The 17,210-nt window shown below is 64.6% G+C and carries 18 protein-coding genes and 1 tRNA gene; 11 read left to right on the top strand and 8 right to left on the bottom strand.

Translation table 11 applies throughout. From position 1 onward, the window contains the following. Positions 1 to 80 precede the first annotated feature (80 nt). Positions 81 to 911, bottom strand: coding sequence for an SDR family NAD(P)-dependent oxidoreductase (locus ABIA45_RS22545; protein ID WP_404653687.1), 831 nt, complete (start codon positions 909 to 911; stop codon positions 81 to 83). Positions 912 to 1,032: 121 nt separating this feature from the next. Here ABIA45_RS22545 and ABIA45_RS22540 point away from each other — a divergent pair, with 121 nt between their 5' ends. From ABIA45_RS22540 to ABIA45_RS22525, 4 genes are all read left to right on the top strand, one after another. Further along, the gene (locus tag ABIA45_RS22540) at positions 1,033 to 1,407 is read left to right on the top strand and encodes a response regulator (RefSeq protein ID WP_404653685.1); all 375 of its coding nucleotides are present in this window, start codon (positions 1,033 to 1,035) and stop codon (positions 1,405 to 1,407) included. Between the two features lie 44 nt (positions 1,408 to 1,451). Continuing rightward, on the top strand, positions 1,452 to 2,063 hold the full coding sequence (locus ABIA45_RS22535) for a LysE family translocator (RefSeq protein ID WP_404543856.1): 612 nt from the start codon (positions 1,452 to 1,454) through the stop codon (positions 2,061 to 2,063). Between the two features lie 584 nt (positions 2,064 to 2,647). After that, positions 2,648 to 3,847 (top strand): GGDEF domain-containing protein, encoded by a 1,200-nt coding sequence (locus ABIA45_RS22530; protein ID WP_404543853.1) that lies wholly within the window; start codon positions 2,648 to 2,650, stop codon positions 3,845 to 3,847. A gap of 34 nt (positions 3,848 to 3,881) precedes the next feature. After that, on the top strand, positions 3,882 to 4,508 hold the full coding sequence (locus ABIA45_RS22525) for an N-acetylmuramoyl-L-alanine amidase (protein WP_157285014.1): 627 nt from the start codon (positions 3,882 to 3,884) through the stop codon (positions 4,506 to 4,508). A 121-nt stretch (positions 4,509 to 4,629) separates the two neighbouring features. Here ABIA45_RS22525 and rpoH read toward each other — a convergent pair whose 3' ends face one another. Continuing rightward, entirely contained in the window at positions 4,630 to 5,529 is a 900-nt protein-coding gene (rpoH, locus tag ABIA45_RS22520; RefSeq protein WP_157285013.1) for an RNA polymerase sigma factor RpoH, read from the bottom strand. A 218-nt stretch (positions 5,530 to 5,747) separates the two neighbouring features. Next, the gene (locus ABIA45_RS22515) at positions 5,748 to 6,755 is read right to left on the bottom strand and encodes an RluA family pseudouridine synthase (RefSeq protein WP_271538871.1); all 1,008 of its coding nucleotides are present in this window, start codon (positions 6,753 to 6,755) and stop codon (positions 5,748 to 5,750) included. On the opposite strand from ABIA45_RS22515, the gene ABIA45_RS22510 reads away from it, so the two are divergent. The 3 genes from ABIA45_RS22510 to ABIA45_RS22500 all read left to right on the top strand — a co-directional run bounded on the left by ABIA45_RS22510 (position 6,754) and on the right by ABIA45_RS22500 (position 9,165). Next, complete coding sequence (locus ABIA45_RS22510) at positions 6,754 to 7,098, top strand: hypothetical protein (protein WP_404543849.1); 345 nt, start codon at positions 6,754 to 6,756, stop codon at positions 7,096 to 7,098. The genes ABIA45_RS22515 and ABIA45_RS22510 overlap by 2 nt on opposite strands. Positions 7,099 to 7,155: 57 nt before the next feature. Further along, positions 7,156 to 7,230 (top strand) — tRNA-Glu (locus ABIA45_RS22505). A 117-nt stretch (positions 7,231 to 7,347) separates the two neighbouring features. Then, a complete protein-coding gene (locus ABIA45_RS22500; RefSeq protein WP_404653681.1) occupies positions 7,348 to 9,165 on the top strand; it encodes a DEAD/DEAH box helicase in 1,818 nt (605 codons plus the stop codon). Between the two features lie 318 nt (positions 9,166 to 9,483). Here the strand turns inward: ABIA45_RS22500 and ABIA45_RS22495 are convergent, their stop codons facing one another. From ABIA45_RS22495 to ABIA45_RS22480, 4 genes are all read right to left on the bottom strand, one after another. After that, the gene (locus tag ABIA45_RS22495; protein ID WP_275509187.1) at positions 9,484 to 9,903 is read right to left on the bottom strand and encodes a CBS domain-containing protein; all 420 of its coding nucleotides are present in this window, start codon (positions 9,901 to 9,903) and stop codon (positions 9,484 to 9,486) included. Positions 9,904 to 10,089: 186 nt separating this feature from the next. Continuing rightward, positions 10,090 to 10,560: an aminoacyl-tRNA deacylase gene (locus ABIA45_RS22490; protein WP_157285009.1), complete on the bottom strand. Its 471-nt coding sequence runs from the start codon at positions 10,558 to 10,560 to the stop codon at positions 10,090 to 10,092. 195 nt (positions 10,561 to 10,755) lie between these two features. Further along, positions 10,756 to 11,739 carry an alpha/beta hydrolase gene (locus tag ABIA45_RS22485; RefSeq protein ID WP_404653678.1) on the bottom strand — a complete coding sequence of 328 codons (984 nt, stop codon included), beginning with the start codon at positions 11,737 to 11,739 and terminating at the stop codon, positions 10,756 to 10,758. Positions 11,740 to 11,891: 152 nt separating this feature from the next. Then, positions 11,892 to 12,326 (bottom strand): hypothetical protein, encoded by a 435-nt coding sequence (locus tag ABIA45_RS22480; RefSeq protein ID WP_404653677.1) that lies wholly within the window; start codon positions 12,324 to 12,326, stop codon positions 11,892 to 11,894. A 338-nt stretch (positions 12,327 to 12,664) separates the two neighbouring features. Here ABIA45_RS22480 and ABIA45_RS22475 point away from each other — a divergent pair, with 338 nt between their 5' ends. From ABIA45_RS22475 to ABIA45_RS22465, 3 genes are all read left to right on the top strand, one after another. After that, positions 12,665 to 14,155: an amidohydrolase family protein gene (locus tag ABIA45_RS22475; protein WP_404653676.1), complete on the top strand. Its 1,491-nt coding sequence runs from the start codon at positions 12,665 to 12,667 to the stop codon at positions 14,153 to 14,155. 3 nt (positions 14,156 to 14,158) lie between these two features. Continuing rightward, the gene (locus tag ABIA45_RS22470) at positions 14,159 to 15,088 is read left to right on the top strand and encodes a CobW family GTP-binding protein (protein ID WP_404653674.1); all 930 of its coding nucleotides are present in this window, start codon (positions 14,159 to 14,161) and stop codon (positions 15,086 to 15,088) included. Between the two features lie 76 nt (positions 15,089 to 15,164). After that, positions 15,165 to 16,034, top strand: coding sequence for an urea carboxylase-associated family protein (locus ABIA45_RS22465; RefSeq protein WP_404653672.1), 870 nt, complete (start codon positions 15,165 to 15,167; stop codon positions 16,032 to 16,034). Positions 16,035 to 16,071: 37 nt separating this feature from the next. Here ABIA45_RS22465 and ABIA45_RS22460 read toward each other — a convergent pair whose 3' ends face one another. Next, on the bottom strand, positions 16,072 to 16,449 hold the full coding sequence (locus tag ABIA45_RS22460; RefSeq protein ID WP_404653670.1) for a tautomerase family protein: 378 nt from the start codon (positions 16,447 to 16,449) through the stop codon (positions 16,072 to 16,074). Positions 16,450 to 16,608: 159 nt separating this feature from the next. Between ABIA45_RS22460 and ABIA45_RS22455 the strand changes: the two genes are divergently transcribed. Beyond that, positions 16,609 to 17,208, top strand: coding sequence for a TetR/AcrR family transcriptional regulator (locus ABIA45_RS22455; RefSeq protein ID WP_404543814.1), 600 nt, complete (start codon positions 16,609 to 16,611; stop codon positions 17,206 to 17,208). Positions 17,209 to 17,210 lie beyond the last annotated feature (2 nt).

The raw sequence follows: 17,210 nt of genomic DNA, 5'->3' as shown, positions 1-17,210 counted from the left end.
TCTTTCCGCAGAGACAGTCTGGATTGCTTCGTCGCAAGGGCTCCTCGCGATGACGGCGGAGAGACAACGTCTCTCCCAGCCTACGTCCCCTTCGCCATCTTCTCCAGCTTCCGCTGCAAGGGCGCCCAATAGGTTCCCGGGCGGAAACGCTGCAGCAGGTCCATGAAACGGGCGTCGTTGCCGATCAGGATGCGCGGCTCGTTCCGCTCGATGCCCCTGATGATGCGCAGGGCCGCGTCCTTCGGCGAGGTCTTCGCCGCGTTCTCGAACCGCTCGATCGATTGGGCGCGGCGGGCATTGTCGGTGACACCGATTCCGGTGCGGGCGTTGCGCGCGATCGCGGTGGCGATGCCGCCGGGATGCACGACCGACAGCTTCACCGGGCTGCCCGCGACGCTGAGCTCGTGCCGCACGCTCTCCGAGAAGCCGCGCACCGCGAACTTCGCCGCGGCATAGGCCGATTGGCCCGGCGGGGCGATGATGCCGAAGATCGAGGAGAGGTTGACGATGTGGGCCTCGCTCATCGTCTTCAGGTGCGGCAGGAAGGCGCGTGTGCCGTGCACCACGCCCCAGAAATTGATGTCGAACAACCAGTCCATCTGGGCCTGGTCGATCTCCTCGAACGTGCCCATCAGCGCAACGCCGGCATTGTTGATGACGATGCCGAGGGAAGGATGCGCGGCGATGGCTTCGCTCGCGAACAGCGCGATGTCGCCGGCCTCGCCGACGTCGACGCGATGCAAGCTGACCTTGCGCGTTGTTCCGATCTCCGCCGCGAGCGCCTTCAATCCGCCCTCGTCGCGATCGGCCAGCGCGAGGTCGCAGCCGCGCTGCGCGAGCTCAATGGCCAGCGCCCGGCCGATGCCGCTCGCCGCTCCCGTGATGGCGGCGGCGCCTCGAATCTTCGTCATGATGTTCCCCGTCAAGCCCCTGATGCGGGAACTATGCTTTACATTTTTTCAGAATGGAACCGAACCGTATCCGGCCTCCGTTTTTAACATTCGTTATGGAGGCATGCATGAGGAGCCGCCGATGGGACAAGCGACGCCATTACGCGCGACAGCGCTGATCGTTGAAGATGACGTTATGCAGCGGGAGATGCTTTGCGTCCTGCTGGAGGAGAGCGGCTACCAGGTCATCCAGTGCGAAAGCGCCGAGGCCGCCGAGCGCGTGCTCGACAAGAACGCCGGCGCGCTCTGCCTGATGCTGACCGACGTCCAGCTTGCCGGCCGCATGAACGGCGTCGAGCTCGCACATGTCGCCAAGCACCGCAATCCCAAGCTCGACGTCGTCGTCACGTCGGGACGCCCGTTGAAGCAGCCCTTGCCCGACGGCGCCAAGTTCTGGGCCAAGCCCTGGGCGCCGCTCGACGTGCTGCGCGAGGCCGAGATCGCTCAGCTGTCCTGACGCGCCCGCTTTCTCGCAGCGCCCTGCGGTGATAAGGTCGGACCATGACCTGGTCCTTCCTGCTCACCTCGCTCATCGTCATCGCTTCCCCCGGCACCGGCGTGCTCTACACGCTCGCCGCAGCGCTGACCCGCGGTTCGCGCGCCAGCGTGGCGGCCGCCTTCGGCTGCACGCTCGGCATCGTGCCGCACATGGCGGCGGCGATGCTCGGTCTTGCCGCCGTGCTCCACACCAGCGCGCTCGCCTTCGCCGCGCTGAAATGGTGCGGCGTCGCCTATCTGCTCTATATGTCCTGGCAGGCGCTGCGCGAGACCGGGGCGCTGGCGGTTGGCGGCGACATCCGCGAGCGGTCGAGCAGCCGCGTCATCGTCACCGGCTTCCTGATCAACATCCTCAATCCAAAACTGTCGATCTTCTTTCTCGCCTTCCTGCCGCAATTCATTGCGGCAGACGAGGCCCATGTGCTGGCGCGCATGCTGGAATTGAGCGGCGCCTTCATGGCGATGACCTTTGCGGTGTTCGTCCTCTACGGCTTCTGCGCCGCCGCGGTGCGCGAGCGCGTCATCTCCCGCCCGGCCGTCATGGCCTGGCTGCGCCGCTCCTTTGCCGCCGGCTTCGCCGCGCTCGGCGCCAAGCTGGCCTTGTCGGAGCGGTAGGTCTTCGTCACCTCTCTCGCAATAAAAAAGCGGGCCTTGCGCCCGCCGCCTGCGATCGATCCGACGCCCGGGCGGAGCTCGCTCCACCCGGGCAAAGAAACAGAAGCCTCGTTACTTCTTCTTCGCCTTCTTGGCCTTTTTCGCCTTCTTCTTCGTCGCCTTCTTCGCTTTCTTAGCCATAGTATCCTCTCAAGGGTTAAATGGTGGAACGCGACACGAGGGTGCTCGGCGGAGGGCCAGCCTCGCAACATCCTCGACGACAAACTCAGCAGATTCGGAGCCGGCTGCCCCGCGTCGTCACATCCGTGTCATCCTGTTATCCACAGCTCAGATGCATTTTCGGGTGATTTTTGGCGCGAATCCGCTCCACGCGTCAGCTCGGCCATCGGCCGCGACAGCCTTAACGATCCGGCAATAGCCGCGTGCCGTTCATGAATCCAAAACCAAGGGCGCGTTTTCGCGAGCCGCAGTGAGACTCCATTAAGCGCAACCATCGCATTGTCTTCCGCAAGAAAACGGGGATGGGTCATGGACGGACGGCTGCCGGGATCGGGGGGCGGGACGCTGCGCGTGCTGTACGCGTCATGCTGAACGTACCGACATTGTGGACGGTCTTCGTCGTCAACTTCCTGGCGCTCGGCGTGATCTGGGCCTACGTGACGCGTTCCTATCCGAATTTCGTGGCTGCGCGGTTCTGGATGGCATCGGCCTTCGTCGGTGCCGCCGGCGCGATGACGGCCTTGATCCGTCTGTTCGTCGCCTCTCCCCTGCCGCTGCTGCTCGGCGCCGGCGGCGTCATCGCTGCGAGCTGCCTTGCCGCCATGGGCATTCAGCGCTTCTACGACCGTCCGGTCTCGTGGCGCCTGATGACCGCGACGGGGTGCTTGAGCCTTGTCGGCGTCGTGCTCTTCATGGTCGGCTTCGAGCACATGCAGCTGCGCATGCTGAGCTACACGTTCGGTCAGGCCCTGCCGCTGATGCTGGCGCTGCGTCTATTGTTGTCGCCGGAAGGCCGCGTCAGCCCGGGCGCCAAGCTGTCCGGCATCGTCATCCTCAGCATCATCGCGATTCTGCTCGCGCGCACCGTGGGCAATATGCTTGGCTATGATCTCTCGGCGCGCGCCGGCGGCCAGGCCCATGCGATCATGGTGCTCGGGCTGCTGTTCCTGTCGATGACCCTTAATTTCGGCTTCCTGTTGATGGCGATGGACAGCTTGCGAGGCGAGGTCGCCGACCTCGCGCTGCTCGACGATCTCACCGGCGTGGCCAACCGGCGGCATCTGCTGAAGCGTCTGTCGGAGGAATGCGCACGGTCGGAGCGCAGCGGTGAGCCGTTCTCGCTGCTGCTGATCGACCTCGACGGCTTCAAGACCATCAACGACACCCACGGCCATGCCGCCGGCGATGCCTGCCTCAGGCACTTCACCCTGACGGCGCAGACGCGACTGCGGCCCGGCGACATGCTCGCCCGCACCGGTGGCGACGAGTTCTGCATCGTGCTGCCGTCCTCGTCGCTGCGCGAGGCTGCCGCGATCGCCCGCCGCGTGCTCGAAGTCTGCCGTCAGGACGCCGCCAGCTGCAGCGGCCGCGACATTCAGATTGCGATCTCGATCGGTGTTGCGGAGTGGGACCGCGGCATCGGGCAATTCCCGGACCGCCTGATGGCCAATGCCGACCACGCCCTCTATGCCGCCAAGAAGAACGGCAAGAACGATTTTGCGGTCTATGACCCCGCCCCGCGGCTGTCGCCCGAGTCTGTCGGGACGGTGAGGACATTCGCGTAAAGCCTGTTAGGCTCGAGGTCGCATGGGACCTTGCATGATGACGTTTCGCCTGCTCGTGGCCGTCCTGGTCGCTCTCCTTCCGATCGTCCCCGCCGCTGCTGCGGATGCCGAACTCGCCAGGCTCGCGCGCGCCTCCGGCACGCCCGACATCCCCGGCTTGAAGATCGTCTGGCTGGCGCCGTGGGGCGACGTCGCTAGCGCAAGATCCTGGCGCAACATCATCGTGCACCAGACCGAGGGACCTGCGGGCTCGGCCCGCGGCGGCGCGCAGGCGCAGGCGAAGAACCCGACGCGGCGCGGCGTCACGGTCTGGGTCGAGACCGACGGCACGGTCTATTGGGCGGTCGCCGAGAACCTCGTGCCGACCCACGGCGATGGCGCCAACCGCAACGACAACAAGTACATCGACAATCGTCCGACCTATCGCCAGGTCCTGCGCGACAATTCGATCGGCGTCGAGTTCGCCGGCAATTATCCCGACGTGACGACGGGGCCGACGGCGGCACAGGTCGCGGCGTGGAAGATCCTCGTCAAGGTGCTGCGCGCGCGCTACGACATCCCGCTCGAGCGGGTCTACGCGCACAACTGGATCGACTACAAGGACGCCCGCTATTGCGAAGGCTGCACGCTCGCGACGATGGCAAGGCAATGGGGGGAATAGGCGGTGTGCCCACACGCACCGCTATCGGGCGCAGTTCGCATCACACCAACAAAAAAGCCGGCGTTGCCGCCGGCTTTTCGTCTCTCTCGATCCGCCAATCTGGGGCGCTGAACCGCCGCGCTTAGTGCGCGGCTTCCAGCGCGGCCTGTTCGGCCTTTGCGATCGTGCCCTTGACCGCGGACTGCACCTTCTCGAAGGCGCGGACCTCGATCTGGCGGACGCGCTCGCGCGACACGCCGAACTCGGCAGCAAGGTCTTCCAGCGTCATCGGCTCATCGGCGAGGCGGCGGGCCTCGAAGATGCGGCGTTCGCGCGGGTTGAGCACGCCCATGGCGCCGTTCAGCGCGTCACGGCGGTGATCATACTCCTCGTGCTCCGCCATCATGGCTTCCTGGTTGGGCGTGTTGTCGACCAGCCAGTCCTGCCATTCGCCGGCTTCGCCGTCGTCGCGGATCGGTGCGTTGAGCGACGCATCGCCACCGAGTCGGCGGTTCATGTCGATCACGTCCTGATCGGTGACGCCGAGGCGCTTGGCGATCATCTTGACCTGGTCGGGGCGGAGATCGCCTTCGTCCAGCGCGTTGATCTTGCTCTTCGCCTTGCGAAGGTTGAAGAACAGCTTCTTCTGGTTCGCGGTGGTGCCCATCTTCACGAGCGACCACGAACGCAGGATGTACTCTTGAATCGACGCCTTGATCCACCACATGGCGTAGGTGGCGAGACGGAATCCCTTCTCGGGTTCGAATCGCTTCACCGCCTGCATCAGCCCGACATTGCCTTCCGAGACGACCTCGGAGATCGGCAGGCCGTAGCCGCGATAACCCATGGCGATCTTGGCCACGAGGCGCAGATGGCTGGTGACGAGTTGGTGTGCCGCGTCGCGATCGTCATGCTCGCGCCAACGCTTGGCGAGCATGTACTCCTCCTGCGGTTCCAGCATCGGGAATTTGCGGATCTCGGCGAGGTAGCGAGAAAGGCCGGATTCTCCATTGAGGACCGGCAAAGCAGCGGTACGGGCCATAGTGCGCCCTCCAAAAGGTTCAGGCCCCCGATAGCGGCGGGCCAGGCAGACGACCGCTGTGTTAAAGCCGGCCGTAGCTGCGATGTTCCGCGTTGGTCATTTCAACGCAGACGCAATATACCCCATCGGGAGTCAAAAAGGGAAGGATTGCTGACGTCACGTCCCCGTGTGGCAGCTATAACTTTTTGTAATGTAAAGGCTTTCTGAAGCGGCCTGCGTCATAGCGCCGCCTGGAGCGCCCGTTCCAGGAGAAGCAAATCCTCCGGCAAAGGCGCCTCCCAGTGCAGTAATTCTCCCGTCCTCGGGTGCTCCAACACCAGCAGGTAAGCGTGCAAGGCCTGACGCCCCAGCGCCGCCAAAGCCGCCTGCGAGTCGGGGCCGAGCTGGTTGGCCTTGGTCTTGAAATGCGGGCCATAGACGGCATCGCCCATCAGGGGGTGGCCGATATGGGCGAGATGGACGCGGATCTGATGGGTGCGGCCGGTCTCGAGCTCGCAGGCGAGCAGGGCGGCGACGCCCTTGCCGTCGCGTCCATGAAAGCTCTCCAGGATTTCCCAATGCGTCACCGCCTCGCGGCCACCCTGGCGCACGGCCATCTTCTCGCGTGCATGCGGATGCCGGTCGATCGGCGCATCGACGGTGCCGCGGTGCCGGTTCGGCACGCCCCAGGCGAATGCCATGTAGCCGCGCCGCATCGCGCCGGTGCGGCCGTGATCGGCGAATTGCGCCGTCAATGAAGCGTGGGCGAGATCGTTCTTGGCAACCACCATCAGCCCGGTCGTGTCCTTGTCGAGCCGGTGCACGATCCCGGGCCGGCGCACGCCGCCGATGCCGGAGAGCGAGGCGCCGCAATGGGCGATCAGCGCATTCACCAGGGTGCCGGTCTCGTGACCGGCCGCGGGGTGCACGACGAGGCCCTTGGGCTTGTTGAGGACGACGATGTCGTCGTCCTCGAACACGATATCGAGGGCGATGTCCTCCCCCTTGGGCTCGGCGGGCGCCGCTTCCGGCACGTCGATTATGATCGTATCGCCGGATGCGACGTGATAAGCGGGGTCGCGGACCGCGGAGGCCTTCAGGTGCACTGCGCCCGCCAGGATCAGGGCTTTCAGCCTCGATCGCGACAGCTCCGGCAGGCGCGCCGCCAGCACGCGGTCGAGCCGGGCCGAGCCCTCGGAGCCTTCGACCACAACCTCCAACCTTTGCGCTGACCCAGGGCTTTCCATGACGACGTCTGATACCGCTGTTCCCGAACCGACCCCCGAGCAGGCCGCGCTGTTCGCGCGGGTGCGGCGGATGATGCTGATCGCGGGGTTGACCACGGCGCTGGCGTTCTGCGCCGTGCTGATCGCGGTGGGCTACCGCCTTTTCAAGTCGGAGGGAAGGGCGGTCGAAGCGGCAAGCGATGTCACTGCCACCCTGCCCAAGGGCGCGAAAATCGTCTCGACCGGGGTCGCCGGCGACCGCCTCGTAGTGACGCTGGATCTCGGCGGGGTCATCGAGATCCGCACCTTCGATGCCCTTACCCTGAAGTCGGCCGGACGGCTGAAATTCGCCAATGAGCCGTAAAAGGCCCCTCGGGGTCCTTGCGGCGGACAAATTTCGAGGCTATTGGCTAGCCCTCACGCTCCCTTCGTCTAGCGGTTAGGACGCGGCCCTCTCAAGGCTGAAACAGGGGTTCGATTCCCCTAGGGAGCGCCAGCCAAATCCTAAGCCATTGAAAACCTGCACATTCTAGGCAACCATGTGAGCCTGGAGCGGCCGCTCTGTTGCACGTAGCTCACGAGGCGGTCCGCAAATGGTGCTCGCGGCCGTGACATGGCTATCTTGATCCCGAGTCTCGGCTTCGCACGCTTCGACAGCCGTGGGGAGCTACGACTGGCGGAACGATTGAAGGACTTCCTCGAGGAGAACGCCGTCGTTTGGCACAACCTGCCCGTCGGCCCTCGCAACCGGCATCCGGATTTCATCATCATTCATCCCGCGAACGGCCTGCTCGTGCTCGAGGTGAAAGACTGGCGCCTGGAGACGATCGTTTCGGCGGACAAGACGAAGGTCGAGCTGCTGAAGAGCCGTGGTGCGGTGCGGGAAAGCAATCCGCTCGAGCAGGCTCGCAAATATACGTTCGAGGTCGTGCGAACGCTGGAGCGCGACGGGCAATTGTTGTTTCCGCCGGGGCATCGCCTCGCGGGCCGGTCCATTGTTCCGTTCGGCTTCGGGGCCGTGTTCACGAACATCACCCGCAAGCAGTTCGATCAGACCGATCTCAAGGAGGTCTTCTCCGAGCATCTCTGTCTGTTCAAGGACGAGATGACCGAGGGCGCGGACCCCGAGGAATTCCGTTCGAAATTGTGGCGCATGGTTCATCCGCGTGTCGAAGAGCCGCTGTCCATGCCGCAATTCGACCGCCTGCGCGCGCTGCTGTTTCCGGAGGTTCGGATACGACAGATTGCCCTGCCTTTGGACGATGCGCCTCGCGCCGATTCTTCGGATCGGACGCTCGCGGTCATGGACCTTCATCAGGAGCAGTTCGCGCGCAGCCTGGGCGAGGGGCATCGCATCATTCGCGGCGTCGCCGGATCGGGCAAGACCCTGATCCTCGCTTTTCGCGCCGAGTATCTGGCACGTGCGGCGGCAAAGCCGGTGCTGATCCTGTGTTACGCCAACGGCATCGCCGGCCGGCTCGAAGATGCCATGCAGAGCAGAGGCGTCGAGGACCGCGTTCAGGTTCTCACCTTCCACTCGTGGTGCTACCGGATGCTGCGGACGTACGGGATTGTCGCCCCATCCGAGCGAGACTATCCGGACTACGCGGAGCGCCTGGCTGCGAGCGTTTCAGAGGTCGTGAAGGCGGTCGATCACGGCCATATCCCGGCGGAGCAGTACGACGCGGTCCTGATCGACGAGGCGCACGACTTCGAACCGCAATGGCTCGCGCTTGCGGCCAAGATGGTGAACCCGCGCACCAAGGCGCTGATGGTCGTCTACGACGATATCCAGGCTATCTATAAGGGGCGTGAACGGCCGGTCTGGAGCCAGCTCGGCATTGAAGCAAAGGGCAGAACGACCGTACTGAAGGTGAACTATCGCAACACCGCCCAAATCGTTGCCTTCGCGAGACGCTTCGCCGCGGACGTTATCGGCGCTCCCGGCATCACGGCCGACGACGAACACGCCATCCTGCTGCCCGAAGATGCGGGTCGGCAGGGACTGGAGCCGGATGTGCGGCGGTGCGTGAGCATCGACGCAGAAGCTCACTGCGTTGCCGAGTGGTTTCTCGACCGTAAGAAAGCCGGCTACGAGTGGTCGCAGATGGCGTGTCTCTACCCGGAGCACTGGATCGGCGGACGGGTCGCGCAGATTCTCTCTGGGCATGGTGCGCCGATCGACATCGCCAAGGACAATCGCAACCGCGTTTCGGTCAAGCGGGTCGCCGTGCGATTCCTGAGCATGCACAGCGCGAAAGGGCTGGAGTTTCCCTGCGTCGCCATCACCGGCTTGGGCCTGCTCGGCCGCCACGGCGAGACCGTCGAGGAATGTGTCCGGCTGACCTATGTCGGGGTGACCCGTGCAACTCACGAGGCGCTCCTGACGTATTCGAGCGAGTCGGCATTGGTGCAGCGCTTGATCGCGTAGCCCGACGCTGTGCAGGCGCTCTTTCACGCGGCAGTGCAGTCAATCGAGCGGCGGATCGCCCGCTGCAGGCCCGCATTTGAAAGAACACATCGTGGTAGGTTGCGCGTCGCAGCGTCATCGATGATGACGTGATCGAGTGAACGGGCCCTGCATCCATTCCGGCGCAACTTGCATTCACTCCGGCGCAAAATGAGCCGCATCGCGTCGTCGCTTCTGCGCCGCGCGACGGTTGCACCACGAGCGCATGCCTCGGGCTCCCCCCAACCCTATTCGGGGGGATCGCGAGAGGAGCCGTGGCCATACGTTTTGGCGGTAACTTCAGTGATGCGCCGAAACGCTTCTGACGGTCTCGGTGAGCATGTCACCCGATGAGGAATGGCTGATGTCACCCAGGCTGATGATGCCAACCATCCGCTTGCTCTTGTTGATCACCGGCAGCCTGCGGACCTGCAGCTTCTCCATATGATGCATCGCCTTGGCGAGGTCATCGTCCTCGCGGCAGCAATGGATGCCCTCGGTCATCACGTCACGTGCCGTCGCGCGGCCGGCATCGAAGCTGTGGCTCGCGAGTCCTTTGCAGACGATGTCGCGGTCGGTCACCATTCCGACCAGCTTGTCATCCTCGCCAATCGGAATGCAGCCGATGTCATGCGCCCGCATCAGTTTGGCAATCTCGGTGATTGGCGTGTCGGGGCTGACCCAGTCGACACCCTTGTGCATCACGTCTTTGACTTTCATGGTGAGCCTCCGTTCGTGGGTTTCAAGTGCGTTGATGCAATGCAGCGGCACCCCCATCCTCCGAACTCCGACCAGAAGACAAAGCGCAGACACTCTCGCCGCCACCCTGCGGAACGGTATGACGGCGATCTTGCGGCTAGAGTTCCCGCCCAGGGCCGCAAGGACAATGGGCGGCGCACAGGATCCTCAGTCATGCGCGCTGAAGCGGCCGTGCGGTGCGTTGGCCGTCAGGCGCGCAAACTGCGCGTGACCCATGTGAAGCAGCGTCTCATGATCGCCGGCTTCCATATAGATGTCCGGCTGTGCCTCGAGGCTGTCGTCGACGATGATATCCAATCCGTAGCATTTGCCGACGGCAGGAACTGCACCGTGAGCACAGTCGCTGAACAGCCGATTGATCTCGGTTTCATCGGCCATGTGGACATTGTCGCCGAGGCTTGTCCTCAGGTCCGACAGGCGCAGGTGATGCGATGCAGGCAAGACGGCCAGCATGTATCCGCCGTCGCGCCGCAACACGATACCCTTGGCGAGGCGGTCGCCGGAGATATGGCATGCCTGCGCCGTTCGGGCGGACGTCATGCTGAGTTCGTGCGGGATCACCTCGTACTGGATGTTCTCGGCGGCGAGGTATTTCTGGAGGGTGGGAGCAATGGCCATGGCATCACCTCCGATGCTGAATGGAAACCATCCACCGTGAGGCCGATCCTGCAGTCTCTCGCCATACGATGGGCGGCTGCCTGACTAGAAACTCAGCATAGGTCTTCCATCCGCAAGCTGCAATGCAATTCCCCTGGGAGCCGCAACGGATGTGGGCAGGAGCAGGCTTTTCGCGTGGCCGGCGCAGGCGCTCTCCTACGCCGTCGTGCCGTCGATCGAGCGCCGAATCACCCGCTGCACTTCCGTATTCGACAGGAACAGATCGTGGTTGACGATGCCCCAGCCTTCCGCCGACGCATCGACCACGCGCACGCCGAGCGCGGCGATGGCGGCCTTCTCGGCCGCACCGACCCGGGTCATGCCGCCGGCGAGCTGTCCCGACAGCGCCAGTGCACGATCGTTGGTCGAGGCGATCACCGTGATCTTGCCGGCGAGTGGGCCGATGCGCTGGATCGTCGACGAGAACACGTCCATGTCGATGTCGGGGGCGGCAAACACCACCGCGCCGATCTTGCTCGTCACCGTGTCGCCGTATCGCCCATGGAGCTGGCGCAGGCTTTCGAGTGTCAGCATGGTTCCCATGCTGTGAGCGACGATGTGCACGCGCCCCGCCCCCGGTGCCGACACCAGCGCCGAGAGCACGCGCTCGAAATTATCGCGCGACCACATCGCGCTGTCGCGGTCATAGGCGTAGTCGAACAGTCCTGCCTTGGAAGGCCAGGAGAACGCCATGGTCCGGCCGCGGAACTTGATCCCATTGGAGAGGTGGGCTGCATCCAGCACCGCCGTCTCGAATGTCTGCTTGAAGCCGTGCACATAGATCAGCACGTCCCCGCCGCCGGCCTGCGCAGCGAGATCGCCCGCCTCGGCGGGCACCGGCTCGATCCGGTCGAGACGCCAATCCTCGAGGCCAACCGAGGCGAGGGAAAGTCGGCTCTCATCCGGCGCTGTCAGCTTCGCCCGTGCGATTGTCATGCTCGCGGCGCGCTCCGGCCCGAACCAGGGTTTCGCGCGGGCGCCGTTGACGGGCTTGCGCGTGGTGACGACAAGCAACGTGGGGTCAACGGAGAGCGACGAGGCGTCGTAGCGCGCGCCGGTCGCACCGAGGCCCGCGCATCCGCCGAGCGCGAGCGCACTTCCTGTCGAGACGAGCCCCCCGAGCAGAGCGCGGCGTGACATGGAATGATTGGTGTGCAGAAGACGTCGGCCTATCACTGGGAACCCATGGGAACTTTGCCCCCGACAGCCGCCCCATCTGCTCCCTGAATGACAATGGGGGCGAGAAGACGGCAGAGCCGCTCGCGCACCTCTTGGCTCAAGCGAATGCCAGGTCAGTCAATGATCCCGATGGAATGAATCTCGCACCAGTCGCGCAATGCACGCTCTTTCGCCTTGTTCCGGTAGTCATGCCAGGCATCGATCGCTGCCCGTCGGGAGAGCAGGGCCTTGAACTTCTGATAGGCGCCGCGCTTGCTGAAAATGGTGCGAACGTCGTCCAGATCGTTTGGCAAGAACTCGCGGGCGAAGGCAATCACAAGAGGCTTGCCGAGGTCGAGATCTCGTGTGTTCGGGATCTGCAAGTATTTGGTTTCGTCTTCGATATCGTCAGGCAGTTCGTCGTCCTCGATCTCCTGGAGGTCGTCCTGATCGAACTGGTAGTAGATCTTTCCTGTCTGCCTGCAGATAAAGGTGTGGCATTGCCCCATGCCGCTGTCGATGTCGGCAAACTCAAAAGCCTGGAGGATGTCTCCGAATTTCACGGGCATTGGACACCTTGCCAACGGACCGACAACGCAATGTTCGCGATGGATCCAAGAGTATAAGGGGCGCGTCCTTCGAGGCAATGAATCCTCGCCATGTCCAGAAGGCAACAGCCCCGACGCCGACGGGCAAAGTACTCCGATCCGCGGTCAACCCCCTCCCGCCAAAATATCCCACTTTACCGAAATTCTCCCAGCAAGTGACCTGCCTCGCAGCAAGCATGCCGCATCGGCGTCCGTGGCGGTGGCCGTTCTCCCCAGAATCTGCACTATGCGTCCAGCGCCTCCGAAGCTGCTGCCGGGCCTTTGGAGAATTGGGTAGTTTTGTTTTTCGGAGTGACGAGATGAGCGGTTTGGTGATCTCTGGCGGCCGGGTGGTGGATCCCGCGAGCGGGATGGACGCCGTTGGGGATGTGGCGGTGGTGGACGGCAAGATCGCCGCCGTCGGCACGGGCCTCGGCGGCGCCGAACGGGTGATCGACGCCACCGGCCTCGTGGTGGCGCCCGGCTTCATCGATCTGCATGCCCACGGCCAGTCGATCCCGGCCGATCGCATGCAGGCGTTCGACGGCGTCACGACCACCCTCGATCTCGAGGCCGGCGTGCTGCCGGTCGGGTCCTGGTATGAGCGCCAGGCGCGGAAGGGGCGCGTGCTGAATTATGGCGCGGCCACCAACTGGGCCTTCGCCCGCATCGGCGCGATGACGGGCTCAAACGCGGAGAGCTCGCTGGAGGCGTTCGGCAATGCCATGCGCGATCGCCGCTGGATGGACAACGTCGCAACCGACGCGGAGGTCGCGGGCATTCTCGAACGTCTCGGGCGCGGCCTCAACGAAGGCGGCATCGGCATCGGCATCCTCAACGCCTATGCGCCCGGCGCCGGCGTGCAGGAGCTGACCGCAGTGTGCCAGCTGGCCGCGAAGCAGGACGTCCCCACCTTTACCCATGTCGCTTTCATGTCGCGCATCGACCCCGAGAGCGCGGTGGAAGCCTATATCCGCCTGATCGGCTATGCCGGCGCCACCGGCGCGCACATGCACATCTGCCATTTCAACTCGTCGAGCAAGACCGACGTCGAGCGTTGCCGCGTGCTGATCGAGAAGGCGCAAGGACAGGGCCTGCCGATCACGGTCGAGGCCTATCCTTACGGCACCGGCTCGACCGTGCTGGCCGCGGCCTTCTTCAGCGATCCGGAGTTCGTCGAGCGCAACGGCACCGGTTACGATTCCGTGCAGCGCGTGACCGACGGCTACCGCTTCCACGACCGCGAGGAGCTCTTGAAGGCGCAGGCCGAGGAGCCGTCCTCGCTGGTGCTCTGGCACATCCTCGACACCGAGAACAATGCGCACCACCGCGACCTGCTCGACATGTCGGTGCTGTATCCCGGCGGCGCGATCGCCTCCGACGCGATGCCGTGGACGCTGTCGGACGGCTCAACCTACACCGGCGATGCCTGGCCGCTGCCGGATGATGCGACCTCGCATCCGCGCTCGGCCGGCTGCTTCACGAAGTTCATCCGTGAATGGGTGCGCGAGCGCAAAGCCGTGTCGTTGCTGGAAGGCGTGCGCAAATGCGCGCTGATCCCGGCCGAGATCCTGTCGCAGAGCACGCCGGCGATGCGGGCCAAGGGCCGGCTCGCCAAGGACGCCGATGCCGATATCGTCGTGTTCGACTACGAGAAGCTTTCGGACCGAGCGACTTTCACGGCGATGAACCGGCCCTCTGAGGGTGTACGGCATCTGGTCGTCAGCGGTCAGGTGCTGATCAGCGACGGCATTCTCGATGTGACGGCACGGCCGGGAAAACCCGTGCGGCGCCCAATCGTCGAGGGCTGATCCATGCCGGTCCCCATTCTCCTGGTGACGGGCTTTCTGGGGGCGGGCAAGACCACGGTCGTCAACCATCTGCTGGCGCATGCGGCGGGACGGCGGATCGCCGCCGTCGTCAACGATTTCGGTGCGATCAACATCGATGCGGAGCTGATCGCGGGCGCGAGCGACGGCGTGGTCAGCCTTGCCAATGGCTGCATCTGCTGCTCGCTCGAGGGCGACCTGCTCCGCACGCTTTCGACGCTGCTGCGGCGTGATCCCAAGCCCGATTGTATCGTCATCGAGACCAGTGGCGTCGCCGATCCCGCCGACATCGTGCGCAACCTGATGGACCCGGTGATCCTGCGCGAGGCACAGCTGGAGACGGTGCTTTGCGTGTTGGACGCAGGGACACCGCCTTCGGCTCTGGACGACGCGCTGATGCGGTCGCAGCTGCGCGTCGCCGATATCGTGGCATTGAGCAAGCTGGATCTGGCGGGCGCGGGCGCGGGGGTGCGGATGCGTGATGCCATCCGCGCCCAGCGCGTGCCCGCGGTGGTGGTCGATGCAGACCACGGCGAGATTCCGCCCGCGCTGCTGTTTCCCGCCGGCGCCGACCGCGCTCCGGCGTCGCGCGAGGTGGGACCGAAACGGCCGGCGGAGGAGCGCTTCGAGGCACTGAGCTGGACCTCGGATAAGCCGGTCTCGCTGCCGCGCCTGCAGCAGGCCATCAACCGCCTTGCGCCGAAGCTGGCGCGCGCCAAGGGCCTGTTCGAAACCATCGAGCAGCCCGGCCGCACGATGGTGTTTCAGTTCGCCGCCGGCCGCGCGACGCTCGCGCCAGGCGATGCGCCGGCACCGGGCGCGGCGCGGTCGCGGATCGTCTTCATTGCCGAGCTTGGCGTTCTCTCGAAGGCGGAGCTCGATGAAGTCATGGAGGCGTGCGTTGCCGGCGGCTGAGGTGAGGGGGTAGGGTCAACCGCTTCCGCCATTAGCCACCACCTCTCCTCTTGCCGAGTCGATCCGAGGCCGAACTATGCCGCCAAATATCCCACTCGCCCCCGCTGATGCTGCCTCGCGCCGCGCTGCCAAGCCGGCCATCGTCTATCCGGTCGGGACGATGCCCGGGCCGGACATGGCCGCGCTCGAAATAGTCCGCCGTGCTGCGGTCAAGACGCACGAGCTTATCGTGCCCCCACGCGATGCCCGTGCCTTTCGCGTGGCGCGCGGCCAGTTCTTCCGCATCGTCAGCATCGAAGGCCCGCAGGTCGGCGACCTCAATCTCTGGAATGCAGACGATCTCTCCGAGCGCTTCTTCAGCGGCAAGACGCGGGCGCTCCATGGCACGCATGTCGGCATCGGTGACCGGCTCTGGAGCAATATGCCCTATCTTCGGCCGATGGCGACCATCAGCCACGATACGCTTGGCTGGTACGGCTTCGACGCGGACGGTGCCGGCATTCACGATGTGATCGGCACGCGCTGCGATCCCTACACAAATCTCCTGCTGAACGGCACGGCTTACGATTTTTGCTGCCACTCCAACCTGTCCCGCGCCCTCGCCACCGAATTGAAGGCGGATCCGGCCGCAGTGGAGCATCATGTCCACGACGTGCTCAACGTCTTCATGTGCACCGGCTTCACTGGGGACACGCACCAGTATTTCATGAAGGCAAGTCCGGTCCGCCCCGGCGACTTCATCGAGTTCTTCGCGGAGATCGACCTGCTCGGCGCGCTGTCGGCCTGTCCGGGTGGAGACTGCAGCGCAACCCATTCCAGCGATGCCGCGGCATGCCATCCGCTCAAGATCGAAATCTTCGAGCCGGATCGAACCGCCTTGAAGGGCTGGACCTGGCCCTCGCCGAGCGCTTATCACCGTCACCACGGTGCGCATGCAGGACGCTGAATCTCAGTCCTCGACTGGCCATCCGTCGCCGTGCACCTCACGCGAACTGCGCGATGCCGTGACCGACGGACCAGTTCTCCTTGGGCGCGTCGAGCACGTTGACGAACACGTCCTCGGGCCTGATCCCCGGGTTCTCGCCGAGCAGGTCGGCGATCCGGCGATACAGCGCTTTCTTCTGCTCGGCCGTGCGCGAGGCGAACACGATGATCTGGATCAGCAGGGCGTCTTCGCTGCGCTCGACGCCGTAAGCATTGCCGCAGCGGAAGTTGGCCGGCTCATGCTCGGTGATGGCCATGAACGCATCGCCTTCGGGCACGTTCAGGGCCTCGCGCATCGCGCGGTAAAGTCCGTCCAGAATCGCCTGCCGGTAGCTTTGCGGCTTACCAGCGCGCATCGAAATGTGGAGGAGAGGCATCACGCGGCCCTTTGCATGCGGCTCCGGCCGACACGGCAATGTGAACGCCGCCGGCTCGGCCAATTGAGAAAAAACGGACTATCAATCTCGATCGGTTTTTGACACGATGTCGAGAAAGCATGTTCTTGACGGCATGTCAAATATTTTGCGGAGCCAAGCTTGAGACCGCGCGAGTTCGATCATGACGAGGTTCTGCGCATCGCGTTCGACCAGTTCTGGCGCAAGGGCGTGCGCGGCACCTCGCTGTCCGACATTGCGCGCGATGCGGCGGTCCAGCGCGGGAGTCTCTACAATGCCTTCGGCAGCAAGGAGGCGCTATTCCTGCAGGCCTATGAACGCTACGCGGGGGATTATCTCGCCAAGGTGCAAAAGGCGCTCGGGGCAGGTTCCTTGCGCAAGCGCCTCACCGCGTTCTTCGATCTGACCATCACCAATTTCCGCTCGGGCACGCCGCCGCGCGGCTGTCCGACGACGCGCGGGCTGATGGAACTCGGCGGCGCCGAAGGCGAGGGGCTCGACGACAACGCGCGCCAGGCTTTTGCGAACCTGATCTCGCGCATCACCGCACTGCTTCAGGACACGTTGGCCGCTGGCGCGGCGCGGGGCGAGTTCGACGGCAATCCCGCGGCTGCGGCGCTGCACATCGTCACCGTGACGCGCGGCCTCGCCGTGCTCGAGCGTGCCTTCGGGGACGAGCCCCAATTGCGCAAGATCGCCGCGCACACGATCGATCTCGTGCTCGGCAGGAATGGCGGATAGGT

The organism is Bradyrhizobium sp. USDA 336 (assembly GCF_044908355.1).
GTDB classification, from domain to species: Bacteria; Pseudomonadota; Alphaproteobacteria; order Rhizobiales; family Xanthobacteraceae; genus Bradyrhizobium; species Bradyrhizobium yuanmingense.
Note: the sequence above shows the minus strand (reverse complement) of the source record. Positions and strands in the feature narration are given on the sequence as shown.

Excerpts from the sequence above, each read along its gene's own strand:
- ABIA45_RS22545 (WP_404653687.1), bottom strand. The coding sequence starts at position 911 with ATGACGAAGATTCGAGGCGCCGCCGCCATCACGGGAGCGGCGAGCGGC.
- ABIA45_RS22540 (WP_404653685.1), top strand. The coding sequence starts at position 1,033 with ATGGGACAAGCGACGCCATTACGCGCGACAGCGCTGATCGTTGAAGAT.
- ABIA45_RS22535 (WP_404543856.1), top strand. The coding sequence starts at position 1,452 with ATGACCTGGTCCTTCCTGCTCACCTCGCTCATCGTCATCGCTTCCCCC.
- ABIA45_RS22530 (WP_404543853.1), top strand. The coding sequence starts at position 2,648 with ATGCTGAACGTACCGACATTGTGGACGGTCTTCGTCGTCAACTTCCTG.
- ABIA45_RS22525 (WP_157285014.1), top strand. The coding sequence starts at position 3,882 with ATGATGACGTTTCGCCTGCTCGTGGCCGTCCTGGTCGCTCTCCTTCCG.
- rpoH (WP_157285013.1), bottom strand. The coding sequence starts at position 5,529 with ATGGCCCGTACCGCTGCTTTGCCGGTCCTCAATGGAGAATCCGGCCTT.
- ABIA45_RS22510 (WP_404543849.1), top strand. The coding sequence starts at position 6,754 with ATGACGACGTCTGATACCGCTGTTCCCGAACCGACCCCCGAGCAGGCC.
- ABIA45_RS22515 (WP_271538871.1), bottom strand. The coding sequence starts at position 6,755 with ATGGAAAGCCCTGGGTCAGCGCAAAGGTTGGAGGTTGTGGTCGAAGGC.
- ABIA45_RS22500 (WP_404653681.1), top strand. The coding sequence starts at position 7,348 with ATGGCTATCTTGATCCCGAGTCTCGGCTTCGCACGCTTCGACAGCCGT.
- ABIA45_RS22495 (WP_275509187.1), bottom strand. The coding sequence starts at position 9,903 with ATGAAAGTCAAAGACGTGATGCACAAGGGTGTCGACTGGGTCAGCCCC.
- ABIA45_RS22490 (WP_157285009.1), bottom strand. The coding sequence starts at position 10,560 with ATGGCCATTGCTCCCACCCTCCAGAAATACCTCGCCGCCGAGAACATC.
- ABIA45_RS22485 (WP_404653678.1), bottom strand. The coding sequence starts at position 11,739 with ATGTCACGCCGCGCTCTGCTCGGGGGGCTCGTCTCGACAGGAAGTGCG.
- ABIA45_RS22480 (WP_404653677.1), bottom strand. The coding sequence starts at position 12,326 with ATGCCCGTGAAATTCGGAGACATCCTCCAGGCTTTTGAGTTTGCCGAC.
- ABIA45_RS22475 (WP_404653676.1), top strand. The coding sequence starts at position 12,665 with ATGAGCGGTTTGGTGATCTCTGGCGGCCGGGTGGTGGATCCCGCGAGC.
- ABIA45_RS22470 (WP_404653674.1), top strand. The coding sequence starts at position 14,159 with ATGCCGGTCCCCATTCTCCTGGTGACGGGCTTTCTGGGGGCGGGCAAG.
- ABIA45_RS22465 (WP_404653672.1), top strand. The coding sequence starts at position 15,165 with ATGCCGCCAAATATCCCACTCGCCCCCGCTGATGCTGCCTCGCGCCGC.
- ABIA45_RS22460 (WP_404653670.1), bottom strand. The coding sequence starts at position 16,449 with ATGCCTCTCCTCCACATTTCGATGCGCGCTGGTAAGCCGCAAAGCTAC.